The 17157-nt window shown below is 73.3% G+C and carries 8 protein-coding genes; 5 read left to right on the forward strand and 3 right to left on the reverse strand.

Features of this window, described 5'->3' with window-relative positions:
• The 3 genes from RIN75_RS36435 to RIN75_RS36445 all read right to left on the reverse strand — a co-directional run.
• Window positions 1–8748, reverse strand: an 8748-nt coding sequence (locus RIN75_RS36435; protein WP_309116645.1) for an SDR family NAD(P)-dependent oxidoreductase, incomplete at its 3' end; no start/stop codon positions are given.
• A gap of 39 nt (window positions 8749–8787) precedes the next feature.
• Entirely contained in the window at window positions 8788–10002 is a 1215-nt protein-coding gene (locus RIN75_RS36440) for a cytochrome P450 (RefSeq protein WP_309116646.1), read from the reverse strand.
• 103 nt (window positions 10003–10105) lie between these two features.
• The gene (locus RIN75_RS36445) at window positions 10106–10885 is read right to left on the reverse strand and encodes an AfsR/SARP family transcriptional regulator (RefSeq protein WP_309116647.1); all 780 of its coding nucleotides are present in this window, start codon (window positions 10883–10885) and stop codon (window positions 10106–10108) included.
• 497 nt (window positions 10886–11382) lie between these two features.
• Here RIN75_RS36445 and RIN75_RS36450 point away from each other — a divergent pair, with 497 nt between their 5' ends.
• The 5 genes from RIN75_RS36450 (at window position 11383) to RIN75_RS36470 (ending at window position 17150) form a co-directional block, all read left to right on the forward strand.
• On the forward strand, window positions 11383–11556 hold the full coding sequence (locus RIN75_RS36450) for a hypothetical protein (protein WP_309116648.1): 174 nt from the start codon (window positions 11383–11385) through the stop codon (window positions 11554–11556).
• Window positions 11557–11795: 239 nt separating this feature from the next.
• Window positions 11796–12611: an alpha/beta fold hydrolase gene (locus tag RIN75_RS36455; protein ID WP_309116649.1), complete on the forward strand. Its 816-nt coding sequence runs from the start codon at window positions 11796–11798 to the stop codon at window positions 12609–12611.
• Between the two features lie 63 nt (window positions 12612–12674).
• Window positions 12675–15290 carry an AAA family ATPase gene (locus tag RIN75_RS36460; RefSeq protein ID WP_309116650.1) on the forward strand — a complete coding sequence of 872 codons (2616 nt, stop codon included), beginning with the start codon at window positions 12675–12677 and terminating at the stop codon, window positions 15288–15290.
• 73 nt (window positions 15291–15363) lie between these two features.
• Window positions 15364–16350, forward strand: a complete 987-nt coding sequence (locus RIN75_RS36465; RefSeq protein ID WP_309116651.1) for an isocyanide synthase family protein — start codon at window positions 15364–15366, stop codon at window positions 16348–16350.
• Window positions 16347–17150, forward strand: a complete 804-nt coding sequence (locus RIN75_RS36470; protein ID WP_309116652.1) for a TauD/TfdA family dioxygenase — start codon at window positions 16347–16349, stop codon at window positions 17148–17150. Before RIN75_RS36465 ends, RIN75_RS36470 begins: the two co-directional genes overlap by 4 nt.
• Window positions 17151–17157 lie beyond the last annotated feature (7 nt).

Raw genomic sequence — 17157 nt, forward strand, 5'->3', positions numbered from 1 at the left:
TTGCGAGCCCTGGCCGGTGAACAGGAACGCGACACTTCCGCCGCGCACCGAGTCCACCACGACGCCGGGCGCGTCGTCGCCGACGGCCAGTGCGGCTAGACCGCGCAGCAGGTCGTCGCGGGAACCGCCGGACACGACGGCGCGGTGGTCGAAGGCGACGCGGGACGTGGCCAGGGAGTGGCCGACGTCGGCGAGGGGCTGGTCCGCGTGTGTCGTCACGTGGTCGAGCAGGCGGCGGGCTTGGTCGCGGAGGGCTGGTTCGGTGCGGCCGGACAGCACCCAGGGGACGGTGGGGACGGGTTCGCCGCCCAGTACGGGGGCCGCGGGCGGCTCCTCGATGATCACGTGGGCGTTGGTGCCGCTGACCCCGAAGGACGACACGCCGGCACGTCGCGGGTGACCGTTGGCCGGCCACTCGGCGGCCTCGGTGAGCAGCTCCACCGAACCGGCCGCCCAGTCCACCTTCGGCGACGGCTCCTCGACGTGCAGCGTCTTCGGCAGCACGTTGTGCCGCATGGCGAGCACCATCTTGATCACCCCGCCGACGCCCGCCGCGGCCTGGGTGTGGCCGATGTTGGACTTCAGCGATCCCAGCTTCAACGGCACGGACCGGTCCTGGCCGTAGGTGGCCAGGATCGCCTGCGCCTCGATGGGGTCACCGAGGACGGTGCCGGTGCCGTGCGCCTCCACCGCGTCCACATCGGACGGTTGCAGGCCGGCGTTGGCCAGTGCCTGGCGGATGACTCGCTGCTGGGACGGGCCGTTGGGCGCGGTGAGGCCGTTGGACGCGCCGTCCTGGTTCACCGCCGAGCCCCGGACGACCGCGAGCACGCGGTGGCCGTTGCGGCGGGCGTCCGAGAGGCGTTCCACGACCAGGACGCCGACGCCCTCGGCCCACGCGGTGCCGTTCGCGGTGGACGAGAACGCCTTGCACCGGCCGTCCGGCGCGAGTCCGCGCTGCTTGGAGAACTCCACGTACAACCCGGGCGTCGCCATCACGGTCACACCGCCGGCCAGGGCCAGCGAGCACTCGCCGGACCGCAGCGCCTGCGCCGCGAGGTGCAGGGCGACCAGCGACGACGAGCACGCGGTGTCCACGGTGACCGCGGGCCCCTCCAGCCCGAGCGTGTAGGCCACGCGACCCGAAGCCACGCTGCCCGCCGTGCCGGTGCCCCAGAAGCCCTCCACGCCCTCGGGCACCGCGCTGGAGCGGGCCGCGTAGTCGTGCGTCATGAGGCCGGTGAACACGCCCGTCGCCGAGCCGCGCAGGCCGTCCGGCTGGAGGCCGGCGCTTTCCAATGCCTCCCAGCAGGTTTCCAGGAACACGCGTTGCTGCGGGTCCATGGCGAGCGCTTCGCGGGGGCTGATGCCGAAGAAGTCGGCGTCGAACCGGGCCGCGTCGAGCAGGAAGCCGCCTTCGCTGACGTAGCTGGTGCCGGGGGTGTCCGGGTCCGGGTCGAACAGGGTGTCCAGCGACCAGCCCCGGTCGGTCGGGAACCCGGTGATGCCGTCGCGGCCGGTGGCGAGCATCTGCCACAGGTCCTCGGGCGAGGACACGCCGCCGGGGTAGCGGCACGCCATGCCGACGATCGCGATCGGCTCGTCCACCGGGCGGACCGCCACGGGGCGCTGCTGCGCCGGCTCCACCCGGGGACCGAACTCGCCCAGCAGGTGGTCGACGATCGCTTCCGGGGTCGGGTAGTCGAAGGTCAGGGTCGCGGGCAGGCGCAGGCCGGTCGCGGTGTTGAGCCGGTTGCGTAGTTCGACGGCCATCAGCGAGTCGAAACCGAGCTGCTTGAACGGGTTCCCGCCGCTGATCGAGGCCGGGTCGGGGTGCGCGAGGACGGTCGCGACCTGGGCGCGCACCAGGTCCAGCAGGGTCCGCCGCTGCTCCTCCTCGGTCTTCGCGGCCAGTTCCCGGGTCAGCGCCGATCCGCTCGGGCCGGTCGCGGCACGACGGCGGCGGGGGACGCGGGCGAGGCCGTGCAGGGGCGGTGCGGGGTTGGTGGCGGCGCGCACGGCGGCCACGTCGATGGTGACGGGCACCAGGTGCGGCCGGCCGGAGCGGCACGCGGCGTCGAACAGGGCCAGGCCGTCGGCGACGCTGTGCGCCAGGAGGCCGCCGCGGGCGAGGCGGGCGAGGTCCGCTTCGCCGAGGCTGTGCGACATCGCGCCGTCCTGGTCCCACAGGCCCCACGACAGCGCGGTCGCGGCCTGGCCCCGGGCGTGCCGGTGGGCGGCGAGGCCGTCGAGGAACGCGTTGGCCGCCGCGTAGTTGGCCTGGCCGGCCGTGCCGACGATGCCCGCGACCGACGAGAACAGGACGAACAGCTCGACGTCACCGGCCAGTTCATGCAGGTTGAGGGCCGCGTCGACCTTGGGGCGCAGGACGGTGTCCAGGCGCTCGGGGGTGAGGGCGTCGAGGACGCCGTCGTCCAGCACGCCCGCCGCGTGGACCACGCCGACCAGGTCGGGGAGGGTGGAGAGGAGGGCGGACAGGGCGTCGCGGTCGGCGGCGTCGCAGGCCACGACGTCCACGACCGCGCCTTCAGCACGCAGTTCGTCGGCGAGGTCTAGTGCGCCGGGCGCGTCCGGGCCCCGGCGGGAGGTCAGGACCAGGCGCCGGGCGCCGTGCGCGGACACCAGGTGGCGGGCGAGTTCGGCGGCCAGGCCGCCGGTGCCGCCGGTGATCAGCACCGCGCCGGCCGGGTCGAACAGGCGGGCCTCCGAGGCGGCGGGCTCGTGGGCGGCCAGCCGGGGTGTGGTCACCACGCCGGCGCGGACGGCCAACTGCGGCTCGCCGGTGCCGATCGCGGCGGCGAGCACGCGTTCGGACTGCTCGGTGCCGTCGGTCTCGACCAGCACGAACCGGTCCGGCTGCTCGGTCTGCGCGGACCGCACCAGGCCCCACGTGGCCGCCCCGGCCAGGTCGTCGGTGGTGACGACGGCGAGCCGGCCCCCGGCCTGCTGGAGCTTGGCGAGGGTGGCGGCCAGGGACGCGCGGACGGTCTCGGCGGTGTCGCCGGGCAGGGCGCGGAAGATCTCGATGTCGGTGTCGGCGGACGAGGTCGCGACCGGCACCCACTCCGTCGTGTAGAGCGCGGGCGCGGGGCCGGCGGCGGTCGTCGTGACCGGGCGGACGGCGACGGCGTTCGCGGACAGCACGGGGCTGCCCTCGTCGTCGAACGCGGCCACCCGGAACGCGTGCTCGCCCGCCGGCGTGAGCTGGACGCGCAGGGACGACGTCCCGGCCCGGTGCAGCCGCACCCCGCGCCACGAGAACGGCAGCCAGGCCTGGCCCGGCCCGCCGTCGAGGTCGAGGACCATCGGGTGCAGGGCCGCGTCGAGCAGGGCCGGGTGGACGCCGAAGCGCACCGCGCCGACCTCCTCCTCCGGCCGCAGCGCGACCCGGGCGAACAGCTCGCCGCCGCGCCGCCACACCTCCTGCACGCCCTGGAACGCCGGGCCGTAGCCGAAGCCGCGGGCCAGCAGCCAGCCGTAGAAGTCGTCCACCTCGACCGGTTCCGCGCCGGCCGGCGGCCAGTCCGCGACCGGGGCGGGTACCGGGATCTCGTCCGGGGTCAGCACGCCGGAGGCGTGGGAGGTCCACTCCTCGCCCGGGGCGTGGTCGGCGGGCTGGGAGTACACGCCGAACTCGCGCCGGCCGTGCTCGTCGGGGCGGCCGATCCAGACCTGGAGGTTCACCGGCCGCTGCCCGAGCACCAGTGGCGCCTGGAGGGTCATCTCCTCGACCGCCGCGCACCCGGTGTGCCGCGCGGCCTGCGCGGCCAGTTCGAGGAACGCGGTGCCGGGCAGCAGCACGGAGTCAGCGACGGCGTGGTCCGCCAGCCACGGCTGGGCCTGCGGCGACAGGCGCCCGGTGAGCACCAGCCGGTCGGTGTCCGTCACGCCGAGGACCGCGCCGAGCAGCGGGTGGCTCGCGGAGGTGAGGCCGGCCGCGCCGACGTCCCCGCCGCCCGCCGGGCGCAGCCAGTACGAGCGGCGCTGGAACGCGTACGTGGGCAGCTCGACGGTTCCGGCGTGCGGGAAGAACGCCGCACCGTCCACAGTGGACCCGGCGGCGAACAATCGGCCGAACGCCTCCGCCGCCGTGCGCCGCTCGTCGCGCTTCGCCCGGGTCAGCGGGATCGCGGTGTCGGGCACCAGGGCGGACAGCACGGCGTCCGGCCCGATCTCGACGAACGTGGTGGTCCCGGCGAGCGCGTCCACGGCGTCGGCGAACCGGACGGCCTCGCGGACCTGGCGCGGCCAGTAGTCCGGGGTCGGCGTGAAGGGGCGGCCGGTGACGGTGGAGATCAGCGGGATCGTGGGCTCGTGGTGGGTGATGCCCTCGGCGACCGCGCGCAGCTCGTCGAGCATCGGTTCCATGAGCGGGGAGTGGAAGGCGTGCGAGACGGTGAGGCGCTTGGTCTTGTGGCCCCGTGCGGCGAGCTTGTCGGCGGCGGCGAGGACGGCGGTTTCGTCGCCGGACAGGACCACGGAGGTGCGGCTGTTGACGGCGGCGATGGCGACCTGGTCGGACAGGAACTCGGCGACCTGGTCCTCGGTGGCCTGGACGGCGACCATCGCGCCGCCTTCGGGCAGCGCCTGCATGAGTCGGCCGCGTGCGGCGACCAGCTTGGCGGCGTCTTCGAGGGTGAACACGCCGGCGACGTGCGCGGCGGCCAGCTCGCCGATGGAGTGGCCGACGAGGTGGTCCGGCCGGACGCCCCACGAGGTGACCAGGCGGTAGAGGGCGGTCTCGAAGGCGAAGAGGGCGGGCTGGGTGTAGCCGGTGTCGTGGAGTTCTTCGGCGTTCAGGACTTCGGCGAGCGGCTTGGGCAGGTGCGGGTCGAGGGCGGCGCACGCTTCGGCGAAGGCTTCGGCGAACACCGGGAAGAAGGACAGTTCGGTGCCCATGCCGAGGCGCTGGGAGCCTTGACCGGTGAACAGGAAGGCGGTCTTGCCGGCGGTGATCGCGGTCGACGGCTCGCTGCCGGAGGCGACCGCGATGAGGGCGGCGATGAGTTCGTCGCGGTCCGCGCCGACGACGGCGGTGCGGTGGTCGAAGGCGACGCGGGTCGTGGCGAGGGAGCGACCGATGGCGGCGATGTCCTGGTCCGGATGCGCCTCGACGTGGTCGATCAGCCGCCGGGCCTGGTCACGGACGGCAGCCTCACTGCGCCCGGACAACACCCACGGCACCACTTCCGGGCCTTCACCGGCGATGGGGGTCGCGGTGGGGGGTTCTTCGAGGATCACGTGGGCGTTGGTGCCGCTCATGCCGAACGACGACACGGCGGCCCGGCGCGGGCGGTCACCCGCCGGCCACTCGACGGCGTTGGTCAGCAGTTCCACCGCGCCCGCCGACCAGTCGACCTTGCGGGTCGGTGCGGCGACGTGCAGGGTGCGCGGCAGCAGGCCGTGGCGCAGGGCCATCACCATCTTGATGACACCGCCGACGCCGGCCGCCGCCTGGGTGTGGCCGATGTTGGACTTCAGCGACCCCAGCCACAGCGGGGTCTCGCGGTCCTGGCCGTAGGTGGCGAGGATCGCCTGGGCCTCGATCGGGTCGCCCAGGGTGGTGCCCGTGCCGTGCGCCTCCAGAGCGTCCACATCGGACGGTCGCAGGCCGGCGTTGGCCAGTGCCTGGCGGATGACCCGCTGCTGGGACGGGCCGTTGGGCGCGGTCAGGCCGTTGGACGCGCCGTCCTGGTTCACCGCTGACCCGCGCAGCACGGCGACGACCGGGTGGCCGTGGCGGCGCGCGTCGGACAGCCGTTCCAGCACCAGCATGCCCGCGCCCTCGGACCAGCCGGTGCCGTCGGCGTCCTCGGAGAACGCCTTGCACCGGCCGTCGGCGGACAGGCCGCCCTGGCGGGAGAACTCGGTGAACGTCTCGGGCCCGGACATCACGGTCACGCCGCCCGCCAGCGCCATGCCGCACTCGCCGGACCGCAGCGCCCGCACCGCCAGGTGCAGCGCGACCAGCGACGACGAGCACGCCGTGTCCACGGTCATGGCGGGACCTTCGAGGCCCAGCGCGTAGGCGATGCGGCCGGACGCGACGCTGCTCGCGATGCCGGTGATCAGGAACCCGTCGACGCCGTCGTCCTCGCTGTGCCCGCCGCGCCCGTAGTCCTGCACGGGCACGCCCGCGAACACCGCGGTGTCACTGCCCCGCAACGAGTGCGGGTCGATCCCCGCGCGCTCCAACGCCTCCCACGCGGTCTCCATCAGCACGCGCTGCTGCGGGTCCATGGCGAGCGCTTCGCGCGGGCTGATGCCGAAGAACTCCGCGTCGAACTCGGCCGCGTCGTGCAGGAAGCCGCCCGCGCCGGCCGCGGAGGTGCCCGGACCGTCGCCGGCGAACAGCGCGGTGAGGTCCCAGCCGCGGTTGGTGGGGAAGTCGCTGATCGCGTCCACGCTGTCGACGACCAGCCGCCACAGGTCGTCCGGCGAGGTCACACCGCCGGGGAAGCGGCAGCCCATGCCGACGATGGCGATCGGCTCGTCGTCCCGCACGGCGACCGCGACCGGCTCGTCCGCCGTGGGCGAGGAGGCCGCGCCCAGCTCCTGGAGCAGGTGCTCGACCACGGTGTCCGGGGTCGGGTAGTCGAAGACGAGGGTCGCGGGCAGGTCGAGCCCGGTGACCGCGCTCAGCCGGCCGCGCAGCTGCACGGCGGTCAGCGAGTCGAAACCCAGGCGGCGGAACGGGGTCTCGGCGTCCAGCACCGGCGGCGCCTGGTCGCCGAGCACCTCGGCGGTCTCCGCGCGCACGAGGTCCAGCAGCACGTCCGCGCGCTCGGCCTCGGGGGTGGCCAGCAGGCGCGCGGTCAGCTCGGCGCGGACCGCGCAGGTGTCGGCCGCGGTGTCCGCGACCATGGCCGCGATCACGCACGGCTCGTCGGCGGCCAGGGCGGCGTCGAGGGCGGCGGCGCGGCGTTCGAGGGGCAGCGGGGTGAAGCCGGGGGCGGACCAGGTCACCGACAGACCCGGGAGGCCGCGCTCGCGCCGGTGCGCGATCACCGCATCGGCCTCGGGGGAGTGCTCGGCGGACAGCAGCACGAGCCGGCCGGGGTGCTCGGCCAGGGCCTCGGGGTCGCCGGCGTCCACGGCCACCACGACATCGGCGTCGCGCTCGACTTCGCGGAGGTCGTGGGCTTCGGTGAGGTGGCGGGCGAGTGCTTCGTCGCGCCCGATGAACCGGACCGTCCCGGTGAGTGCTTCACCGGCGGGCACCGCGCGAACGGGACCGTCGTCGGTGTGCAGGGTGCCGTAGTCGGCAGTCGCCACGCCCAGCAGCCGGGCGGGCAGGTCGGGGAGCAGGTGGCGGATCGGCGTGCCGGCGGTGGTGCGCGGGATCGCGGCGACCTGGTACACCTCGGCGGGCAGCGCCACCCCGGCCGCGCGGCACGCGTCGACCACCGCCGCACTGTCCACAGTGGACCCGACGACGTAGGCGACCGGGCCGGCGGCGGAGGCCGCGTCGGTCACGCCCGGCACCGCGCGGAGGACGGCGTCCAGCTTGTCCAGCCGAACGCGGAGGTCGCCGACCGTCACGACGTCGGCCAGTCGACCGGTCACCGCGAGGTAGCCGGACTCGTCGCGCCGTGCCAGGTCGCCCGTGCGCAGCCAGCCGCCGCGCAGCGCGTCGGCGGTCTCGGCGGCCAGGTTGTGGTACCCGCCCGCCATCACGTTCGGCCCGGAGACCCAGACCTCGCCCTCCTGACCGGGCCCCAGGTCCGCGCCCGTCACCGGGTCCACCACCCGCACGCTCAACCCGGGCAGCGGCAGGCACCGCCGCCCCGGGTCGCCGTCCGGCCAGCTCACCGCGATCGGGCCGGACGTCTCGGTGGTCGCGTAGACGGTGAGGAGGGGCGCGGAGAACGCCTCCTCGAACACCTCGCGCGCCGCCGCGTCCACCGCGCCGACCACGAGCCCCAGCCGCACGCCCACCGCACCGGGGCGCGGCGTGTCCAGCAGGGCGGCGTGCGTCATCGGGGTGCCCGCCACGACGGTGCCGCGGTCGTCGGCGAGCACGCGCCGCAGTTCGTCCGGCCCGAGACCGGACGCCAGCCGCACCGACGCACCCATCGCCGTCGCCGCCACCAGGAACGAGAACCCGGCGTGCACCGGCAGCGGCCAGAACAGCCGGTCGTCCGGCGTCAGGCCCAATTGCACGGAGTACGCCGTCGCGGCCGGCCACAACGCGTTGCGCTGCGTGGACAGCACGCCCTTGCGCGGCCCGGTCGCACCCGCCGTGTAGGTCAGGAACGCCAGGTCGTCCAACGTGAGGTCGTCCCGGGCCGGCGCGGACGGCTCGGTGGTGGCCAGGGCCTCGAACGCGTGCCCGTCCGGGAAGTCCCCGTCCACCACCAGGTTCAGCGGCGACACCCGCGCGGCGCCGGCCGCGTCGGTGATCACCGTGTCCGCGCCCGCGTCCTCGACCAGGCGCGCCAGCTCGGCGTCGGGCAGCGCCGGGTCCAGCGGCACCGCGATGCCGCCCGCCCGCACCACCGCGAGCACGGCCTCCACGGCGGACACGCCGTCCAGCAGGACCACGACCCGGTCCGACGGCCACACGCCGAGGTCGGCGAGGTGGCCGGCGAGCCGTGCGGTCCGGGCGTCCAGCTCGGCGTGGGTCACGCTGCGCCGGGCGTCGGCGTAGGCGGTCCGGGAGCCGGACCGGCCTGCGTTGGACCGGAGCAGTTCGGGCAGGGGCCGGAGCAGGTCGGTGCGCGGCATCGTTCAACAACCTCTTGTCGACGAAGGGCGGAGCGGGCGTCAGACGGTGACGGGCAGGTGCATCACCGCGGGCAGCAGCGGGGAGTTGCGCAGTCGCAACGTCTTCGGGTCCGCGGCGAGCTTGATGTTCGGGAAGCGGGTGAACAGCTTGCGCAGCGCGGTGACGACCTCGATGCGCGCCAGCTCCGAGCCGGAGCAGAAGTGCGCGCCGCCGCCGAACGCCATGTGCGACTTGTCCGGGCGGTCGAGGTCGAACTTCTGCGGGTCGGGGAACTTCTTCGGGTCGTTGCCCGCCGCGGTCAGGTGCAGGTACACCGTGTCGCCCGCGGACACCTTGGTGCCGCCGATCTCCAGGTCCTCGGTGGCGAACCGGCGGAACCCGTGGTGCACCGAGCCGTGCATGCGCAGCAGCTCCTCCACGGCCACCTCGAACTCGTCGGGGTTGGCGCGCAGGCGTTCCAGCGCCTCGGGGTTGTCCAGCAGGGCCAGCGCGCCGCGGCTGATCATGCCCGCGGTGGTGTCGTAGCCGCCCAGCAGCGTCAGCAGGGCGAGGCTCATCACCTCGAACACGGTCAGCTCCGGCTCGCCGTCGGCGTTCTTGGCGTGCACCCAGTACGACAGCAGGTCGTCGGTCGGGTTCTCCGCCTTCTGCTTGCGGACGTCGTTGACGAACATCGACAGCTTCTCGCGGGTGGTGGCGTTGATCTGCTCGTCGCCGCCGAACGCCAGGTCGCACCAGTGCTTCAGCTCGGCCCGGTAGTTCTCCGGGATGCCCAGCACGTCGCAGATGATGGTGATGGGCAGGACCGCGGCGTAGTCGTTGACCAGGTCGCCGCCGCCCGCCGCCTCGATCGCGTCCAGCCGGGCGTCCACGATCTCGTCCACGCGCGGGCGGAACGTGTCGACGTTGCGCGGCAAAAAGGTGAAGTTCACCATCCGCTTGAGGCGGGTGTGCTGCGGCGGGTCGGTGGTGACGATCGTGCCGGTCGCCTCGCCCTCCGGGAACCGCTTGGTGGTGAAGGTCTTCGGGTTGGCGTACTCGCGCGGCCGGGCCAGGCGCTTGTCCCGCAGGCCCGCGTGGACCTCGGCGTAGCCGGTGACGATCCACGCCGGGTCCTGGTCGTCCAGGCAGATCCGGTGGATCGGACCTTCCCGGTGCAGCGCGGCGTACAGCGCGTAGGGCGCGTAGGGGGAGGCGTAGTAGTCGTCGTCGAGCGGCATTTCATGCCCGTGCACGGGGCACTTGTCCGTCATGTCGTCCTCGCTAGGGGGTCTGGGCAGGTCGCGGACCGCGCGCGGAGCCCATGCTGCGCGCGGTCGCTCCACGGTCGGGTAATCGCCGGGGTGAGCGGGGTGGTCAGCCCACCAGCGCGGGGACCTGGATGGCGGCGTCGTGCTCCAGGATGCGCTGCTGGAGTTCCTGGAGCCCCCGACCCGGTTCGAGGCCGAGACCGTCGATGAGCGCCTCGCGGGTGCGGCGGTAGACGCGCAGCGCGTCCGCCTGCCGGCCGGACCGGTACAGCGCCAGCATGAACTGGAGGCACAGCCGTTCCCGCATGGGTTCGGTGGCGGTGAGCACCTCCAGCTCCGGGGTGATCTCGCGGTGCCGGCCGCACGCCAGTTCGGCGTCGAGCCGGTCCTCCAGCGCGGACAGCCGCTCGTCCTCCAGCGCGGTCAGCTCGGACCAGCAGATGCCGGTCTCCACGAGGTCGGCCAGCGCCCGCCCGCGCCACAGCGACAGCGCCTCGCGCAGCCGTTCGGCGCCCAGGGCGTGCGCGCCCTCGGAGATCGCGCTGCGCCCGTCGCGCACCAGCGAGCGGAACACGAACAGGTCGACCGACTGCACGTCGACCCGCAGCTGGTAGCCGGGGCGGTGCGTGCGCAGGAGGGGGGTGGTGGTCGGGTCGGTGTTGGCGGCGAGCATCCGGCGGATGCCCGACACGGCGTTCTGGACCATCTTCCGGGCGGTCGGGGGCGGGTTGCCCTCCCACATCGCCTGGAGGATCTGGCTGGTCGGCACGACCTTGTTCGCGTGCAGCAGGAGGTAGCCGAGGATCGCGCGCTGCTTCACGCCGCCCAGTTCGAGCTGGGCGCCGCCGTCGACGACCTCGGTGCTCCCGAGAACGGAGAACTTCATGGACTCACTCCCGAGATTTGCCGGAACCGTGGAGAAGCACATCGGAGCTTCCCACTTCTGGCAACTGCCGAGACACCCCTAGGTAGGTCGGGGGAATTCCTAGGGGCATGGCACGGGCATTCGGCCGAATATGCGCACCACCTGGTCAGCCATTGTGCGCCCATGGTCGGGTGTGACGGCGTCACATGCCCGCGGTGAGCGGGTCACGGGCAAGTGGTGAGCGAGGTCCAAGAGGGGTTCGGAGCACTTAACGCCCCAGGTGGGAACGGTGGGGGCGATAAGGGTCCAACCGTGTGACCGGGTGCCCGGGGCGGGTTGCCGGAAGGTGTCCCGGAGGTGATCGGCGAAGGCGGGTATGAGTATTTCACGGGTGCGCTGTGAGGAAACGGCGGGCGATGGGTGAGGCGCGGCCTTGTCGCGGTACCCGCCGATCGAGCACCTTTTGTCTCGAACGTCGCCCACCACATCGAGCGAACTTCCCGCGAGGAGACTTCCCAATGCCGATCATCGCGAATGAGATTGTCCGGGCGTTCTTCTTCGAGGGCGCCGAGGCGCCCGCCGCCGGCGCTCTCTCCGTGGACGTGCTGGACAGCTGGACCAACACGGGCATCGCCGCCGTCCGCCCGACCACGATCAGCTGGAGCGAGGGCCAGAGCGGCTCGTGCTACTGACCGCACAACCCGGGCGCGCCCACCGCGAACCGCCGGTGGGCAGCGCCCCCGCCCACCGCCGACCGGTGGGTCTGGTCACCACCCACGACTGGAACCCGCGAGGCCGCGTCGGCTTGTCGGGCTGCGTTTCCCGACGATCACGTCCTTCGCTCGTCGGGAAACGCAGCCCGACGAGCCGACTCCCATGCGGCCTCGCCCGCGACGCCGGAGGCGGCGCCATTCAACACGGAGTAGACGAGATGTCCGAAACGGAATTGTGGATCCGCCGGTTCCACCCGGCCGACGACGCTGCCACGCGGCTGCTGTGCCTGCCGCACGCGGGTGGGTCCGCCGGCTACTTCTTCCGCGTGGCGCAAGAGCTTTCGCCGGAGATCGACGTGCTGGCCGTGCAGTACCCGGGTCGGCAGGACCGGCAGCGCGAGCCCGGCCTCACCTCGATCCACGAACTCGCCGACCGCCTGGTGGCGGCCGTGCTCCCCCTGGTCGACCGGCCGATCGCGGTGTTCGGCCACAGCATGGGCGCCACGCTGGGCTTCGAGGTCGCGCGGCGGCTGGAGGGCCTGGGGGTCACGCCCACCGCGCTGTTCGCGTCCGGTCGGCGCGCGCCGCACCGCAAGCGGCTGGAGCGGACCCACCTGCGCGACGACGCCGGTCTGATCGCCGACGTCCGCGCGCTCGCCGGCACCGACTCCGCGCTGCTGGACGACGAGGACGTGGTCCGCATGGTGCTGCCCGCGATCCGCTCCGACTACACCGCCGCCGAGACCTACGAGTTCCGGCCCGGCCCGAAGCTGTCGTGCCCGATCGTCGCGCTGGTCGGCGACGCGGACCCGCGCGTGACGCTGGAGGAGGCGGAGGGCTGGCGCGAGCACACCGACGCGTCCTTCGACCTCGCCGTCCACCCGGGCGGCCACTTCTACCTCAATGACTCGATGCCGGCGATCCTGCGCCGGATCACCGACCACACCCGGGCTGCCGGCGAAGCCGCGTCGGCTTGTCGCGGCGCCTTTCCCGCCGATCACGTCCTTCGATCGGCGGGAAACGCGTCGCGATGAGCCGACCCCCGGGGTGGCTGAGCCGCGCGACGGAGTCGCGCCATCAGACACCGAGGTGACAAGGTGTTTTTGATCGAGAGAGAACATCTCCTCTCCGAGTTGACCGCGCTGTACACGGCGTCGTCGACCGGCAGCGGACGGGTCGCGCTCGTCGACGGCGGCGTGGCCAGCGGCAAGACCGAGCTGGTCAACGCGCTGGCCGAACGGGCCGCCGCGGACGGCGCGCTCGTGCTCACCGCGGCCTGCTCGCTGGCGGAGAGCGCCATCCCGCTGGGCGCGGTGAACCAGCTCTGCCACGGCGCGGACCTGCGGCTGGACGTGGAAGTCGGCGACCCGGACGCAACCACGTTGCGCGACGACGACGCCCGGCTGCTGGAGAACGTGTGCCGCCTGCTGCTGGACCTCGCCGCCGAACGCCCGCTGGTGGTCGTCGTCGACGACGTCCAGTTCGCGGACCCCTTGTCGCTGCAAGCCCTGCTCTACCTGCAACGGCGCATCCGCGCGGCCCGCGTGCTGCTCGTGCTGAGCGGTTGCGTGTCGGCGCGGCCCGCCGGCGCGGCGTTCCACGCGGAGCTGACCCGGCAGCCGCACTGCCGGCACCTGCGGCTGCTGCCGCTGTCGCGCGACGGGGTCGGCCGGCTGCTCGCCGAGCGGTTCACGCCCGAGGTGGCGCGGCGGTTCGCCGAACCCGCGCACGCCCTCAGCGGCGGCAACCCCATGCTCGTGCACGCCCTCGCCGACGATTCCATTGGCGCATCGGACTTTCCGGCCGTCGGTGACGCGTTCGTGCACGCGGCGCTGGCGTGCCTGCACCGCAGTGACCCCCGGCTGCTGGACGTCGCCCGCGCGGTGGCCGCGGCCGGTTCCCGCGCGTCCACGGACCTGGTGGCCGCGCTCGCCGACGTCACCCCGGCCGCCACCCGCCAGGCCGTGACCGCGCTCGGTGAGGCCGGTCTGGTCGACGGCCACGAGTTCCACCACCCGGCGGTGCGCGCGGCGGTGCTCGAAGACTGCCCGCCTGATGTGCTGGAAGCGTTGCGGCACAAGGCGGCCCGGCTCCTGCACGACGACGCCGCACCCGCCGCCGAGGTCGCCGCGCACCTGGTGGCCGTGGGTGAGCCGGTCGAGCCGTGGGCCGTGCCGGTGCTCGTCACGGCGGCGGCCGAGGCCGCGGCGGAGGACGCCACGGCCCACGCCGTCGACTGCCTGGACCTGGCCCTCGCCTCCACCGACGACCCGCGCGAACGGGCGGCCGTCGAGGCCGGGCTGGTCCGGCTGCACTGGCGGTCCAAGCCGTCGAGCGTCCTGCGCCACCTGACGTCCCTGCAGGACGCGGCCCGCGCGGACCTCCTCGACGCGCGCGACGCCCTGATGCTCGTACGTTCCCTGGCCTGGTACGGCCGGCCGGATGACGCGGCGGAAGTGCTGGACGGCCTTGACCACCTCAACGAGCACCCCGACCCGGAGATCGCCGCCGACCACCTGGCCACCGTCGACTGGCTCCACCACTGCCACCCGGACGGCACGAAACCCACCGACCGGCTTTCGTTGGACCGGGCGGAGGAAGTGCTCCAGCGCGCCCGGCCCGGCGATTCGATCCTCGTCGCCGTGTGGGCCGCCCTGCGTGCGCTGATCGGCGCCGACCAGCTCGACCGCGCCGAAGACTGGTGCCAACGGCTGCACGAGGAAGCCGACCGGCGTGAAGTCGCCAGTTGGCGCGCCGTGCTGTCCGACGTCCGGGCCGAGATCGCGTTGCGGCGCGGTGACCTCGCGGTGGCCCAGCGGTACGCAAGCCAAGCGCTGACCACGATGTCCGCGACCTCCTGGGGTGTCGCCATCGGCTCGCCGCTCGCCCACCTCGTCCTCGCCGCCACCATGACCGGCCAGCCCGAGGAAGCCGACGAAGCGCTCCGCAGGCCCACACCGGCCGCGCTGCGCCGAACCCTGTTCTGGCCCCGGTACCTGCGCGCGAGGGGCGTCCACTACGACGCGGCGGACCGGCAGCAGGCCGCCCTCGCGGACTTCCGCGCCGCCGGGGAACTGGCCGTGCGGTGGGACGTCGACGACCCGTCGACCCTGCCGTGGCGGGTCGACCTCGCCCGCGTGCACGTCCGCCAGGGCCGGCCCGAACGGGCGCGGGAACTGCTCACCGAGCACCTGGCCCTGCCCGGCGCGGACAGCCCGCGCGCCAAGGGCATGGGCCTGCGCGCGCTGGCGTCCGCGTGCGCGCCCAAGCAGCGCCAGGCGATGTTGTGCGAGGCGATGGACCTCCTGCACGCCGGCGGCGACCGGCACGAACTCGCGCACGCGTTCGCCGACCTCAGCCAGACCGGCCAGGCGCTCGGCGAGTTCGGGCGCGCCAAGATGATGGGCAGGCGCGCCCTCCAACTCGCCGAGGGCTGCCACGCCGGGCTGCTGCGGAAGAAGTTGCTACCGCTCCACGACGCGCTCGACGAGCGCGGCGGAGGGGCGGAGGACGGGCTCGCCGCCCTGAGCGACGCCGAGCGGCGCGTCGTGAACCTGGCTGCCCGCGGTCACACCAACCGCGAGATCGGGCACAAGCTGTTCATCACGGTCAGCACCGTCGAGCAGCACCTGACCAGGGCCTACCGGAAGCTGGGGATCAGCAGGCGGACGGACCTGGTGCCGATCGGTCCGACCGAGGAGGTGTTCGCGTGAGGCGGCGCGAACGCGTGCTCGGGCGCGGCGACCCGTTGCCCGACAGTGAAACCACGATGCGATCGGACACGACATGACCGCAGTCGAGCACGAGGGAATCCTCAGGCAGGCGAGTCGACGCGCACAGCGGATACTCGCGCTGACCTTCCGGTTCCGCCGCCTCGAACACCCCGACGACCCGTGCGGCGAACAGCCGTGCGACCAGTGCTACGACACCCACGAGAACCGCGTGCTGCGCTACGTGCTGGCCGGCGAGCCGGTGCACTTCGTGCTGCCCGCCTTCCCCGCCAAGTCGCGCAACCCGGAGAAGGTCGTCGGCTCGCTGCCCGACCTCGGCGAGCGGATCTCGGTGGAGTTCCTCCAGTCGTTCTGCGAGCAGGTGAGCCACTACCACCCGCCGGGCGCGCGCATCCTGATCTGCTCGGACGGCCACGTCTTCTCCGACATCCTGGGCATCCCGGACGACGACGTGACCGCCTACCGCGACGAGTTGCGGCGCATCATCGACCAGACCGGCGCGAGTTCGGTGTCGCTGTACTCGCTGGACGACGCGTTCGGCCTGACCGACTACGACGAGATGCGCCGCCTGCTGCTGGAGCGCTTCGCCACGCCGCTGGACGACCTGCGCGCCGAGGTGCGCACGGACCTCGGCGCGCGTTCGCTGTTCAACGGGATGCACCGGTTCATGGTCGAGGACCAGACGCCGCTGCACCCGGAGATGAGCCGCACCAAGCTGCGCGAGCACTGCAAGGACTTCGCGTACCGGATGATCCAGCGCAGCCGCGCCTGGGGCGACCTGGTGGCCGCGGAGTTCCCCGACTCGATGCGGCTGTCGATCCACCCGCAGCCCCGGCACGCCGAGAAGATCGGCTTCCACCTCATCCGCACCAGGGACAGCTGGCTCACCCCGTGGCACGGCGTGGTCGTGGACGACGGCACCACGATGACCCTGGTCAAGCGGGCCCAGGCGGAGCGCGACAACGCCTCCCTGATCTGGCGCAACGGCCGGCCCAGCCACTACGTCAACCCCGAGTTCCCGCCGGAAGGGATCGCGTCATGACCAAGGCAGACCAACTGCGCGTCGAGGAGACGCCGCTGTCGCCGTTCGGCCGGCTGGTGACCGCCGACGGCGCCGCGGACCTGCGCGACATCCACCCGTCCGTGCTGGAGCGCTGGACGGTCGAGTCCAAAGTGGTCGTTCTGCGAGGTTTCCCCTTGCTGGACAAGGAAGACCTCGTCGAGTACTGCACGCAGTGGGGCGAGGTGCTGCACTGGGACTTCGGGGCCGTGCTGGACCTGGTGGTCCAGGAGGACCCTAAGAACTACCTGTTCAGCCGCACCGACGTGCCGTTCCACTGGGACGGGGCGTTCGCCAAGCAGGCTCCGCGCTACTTCCTGTTCCAGTGCGTCGAGGCGCCGGTGGCGGGCGGTGGCGGCGAGACCGTGTTCTCCGACAGCGTCGAAGTGCTGCGCCGCACGCCCGCCGAGCTGGTGCGCGAGTGGGCGGGTACTCGGGTCACCTACCGCACCGAGAAGCTCGGCTACTACGGCGGCGAGACCGTGTCGCCGCTGCTGGCGGAGCACTCGGAGACCGGCGAGACGGTCCTGCGCTACGGCGAACCGCTCGACCCCGAGCGGTACCGCAACCCGGTGTGGGTGGAGATCGACGGCAAGTCCGGCGCGGACGCGGAGGCGTTCATGGCGGACCTGCGCGACCGCATGCACGACCCGGAGGTCTGCTACCACCACGAGTGGCGCGACGGCGACATCGTCGCGGTGGACAACCAGGCGCTCCTGCACGGCCGCAACGCGTTCCGCGGCAACTCCTCCCGGCACCTCCAGCGCATCCAGATCCTCTAGGAGCAAG

This window comes from Saccharothrix sp. (assembly GCF_031180885.1).
In the GTDB taxonomy this organism is placed as follows: Bacteria; Actinomycetota; Actinomycetes; order Mycobacteriales; family Pseudonocardiaceae; genus Actinosynnema.

Bases quoted from the DNA above. Each gene is read 5' to 3' on its own strand.
- RIN75_RS36440 (WP_309116646.1), bottom strand. From the start codon at position 10,002: ATGACGGACAAGTGCCCCGTGCACGGGCATGAAATGCCGCTCGACGAC.
- RIN75_RS36445 (WP_309116647.1), bottom strand. From the start codon at position 10,885: ATGAAGTTCTCCGTTCTCGGGAGCACCGAGGTCGTCGACGGCGGCGCC.
- RIN75_RS36450 (WP_309116648.1), top strand. From the start codon at position 11,383: ATGCCGATCATCGCGAATGAGATTGTCCGGGCGTTCTTCTTCGAGGGC.
- RIN75_RS36455 (WP_309116649.1), top strand. From the start codon at position 11,796: ATGTCCGAAACGGAATTGTGGATCCGCCGGTTCCACCCGGCCGACGAC.
- RIN75_RS36465 (WP_309116651.1), top strand. From the start codon at position 15,364: ATGACCGCAGTCGAGCACGAGGGAATCCTCAGGCAGGCGAGTCGACGC.
- RIN75_RS36470 (WP_309116652.1), top strand. From the start codon at position 16,347: ATGACCAAGGCAGACCAACTGCGCGTCGAGGAGACGCCGCTGTCGCCG.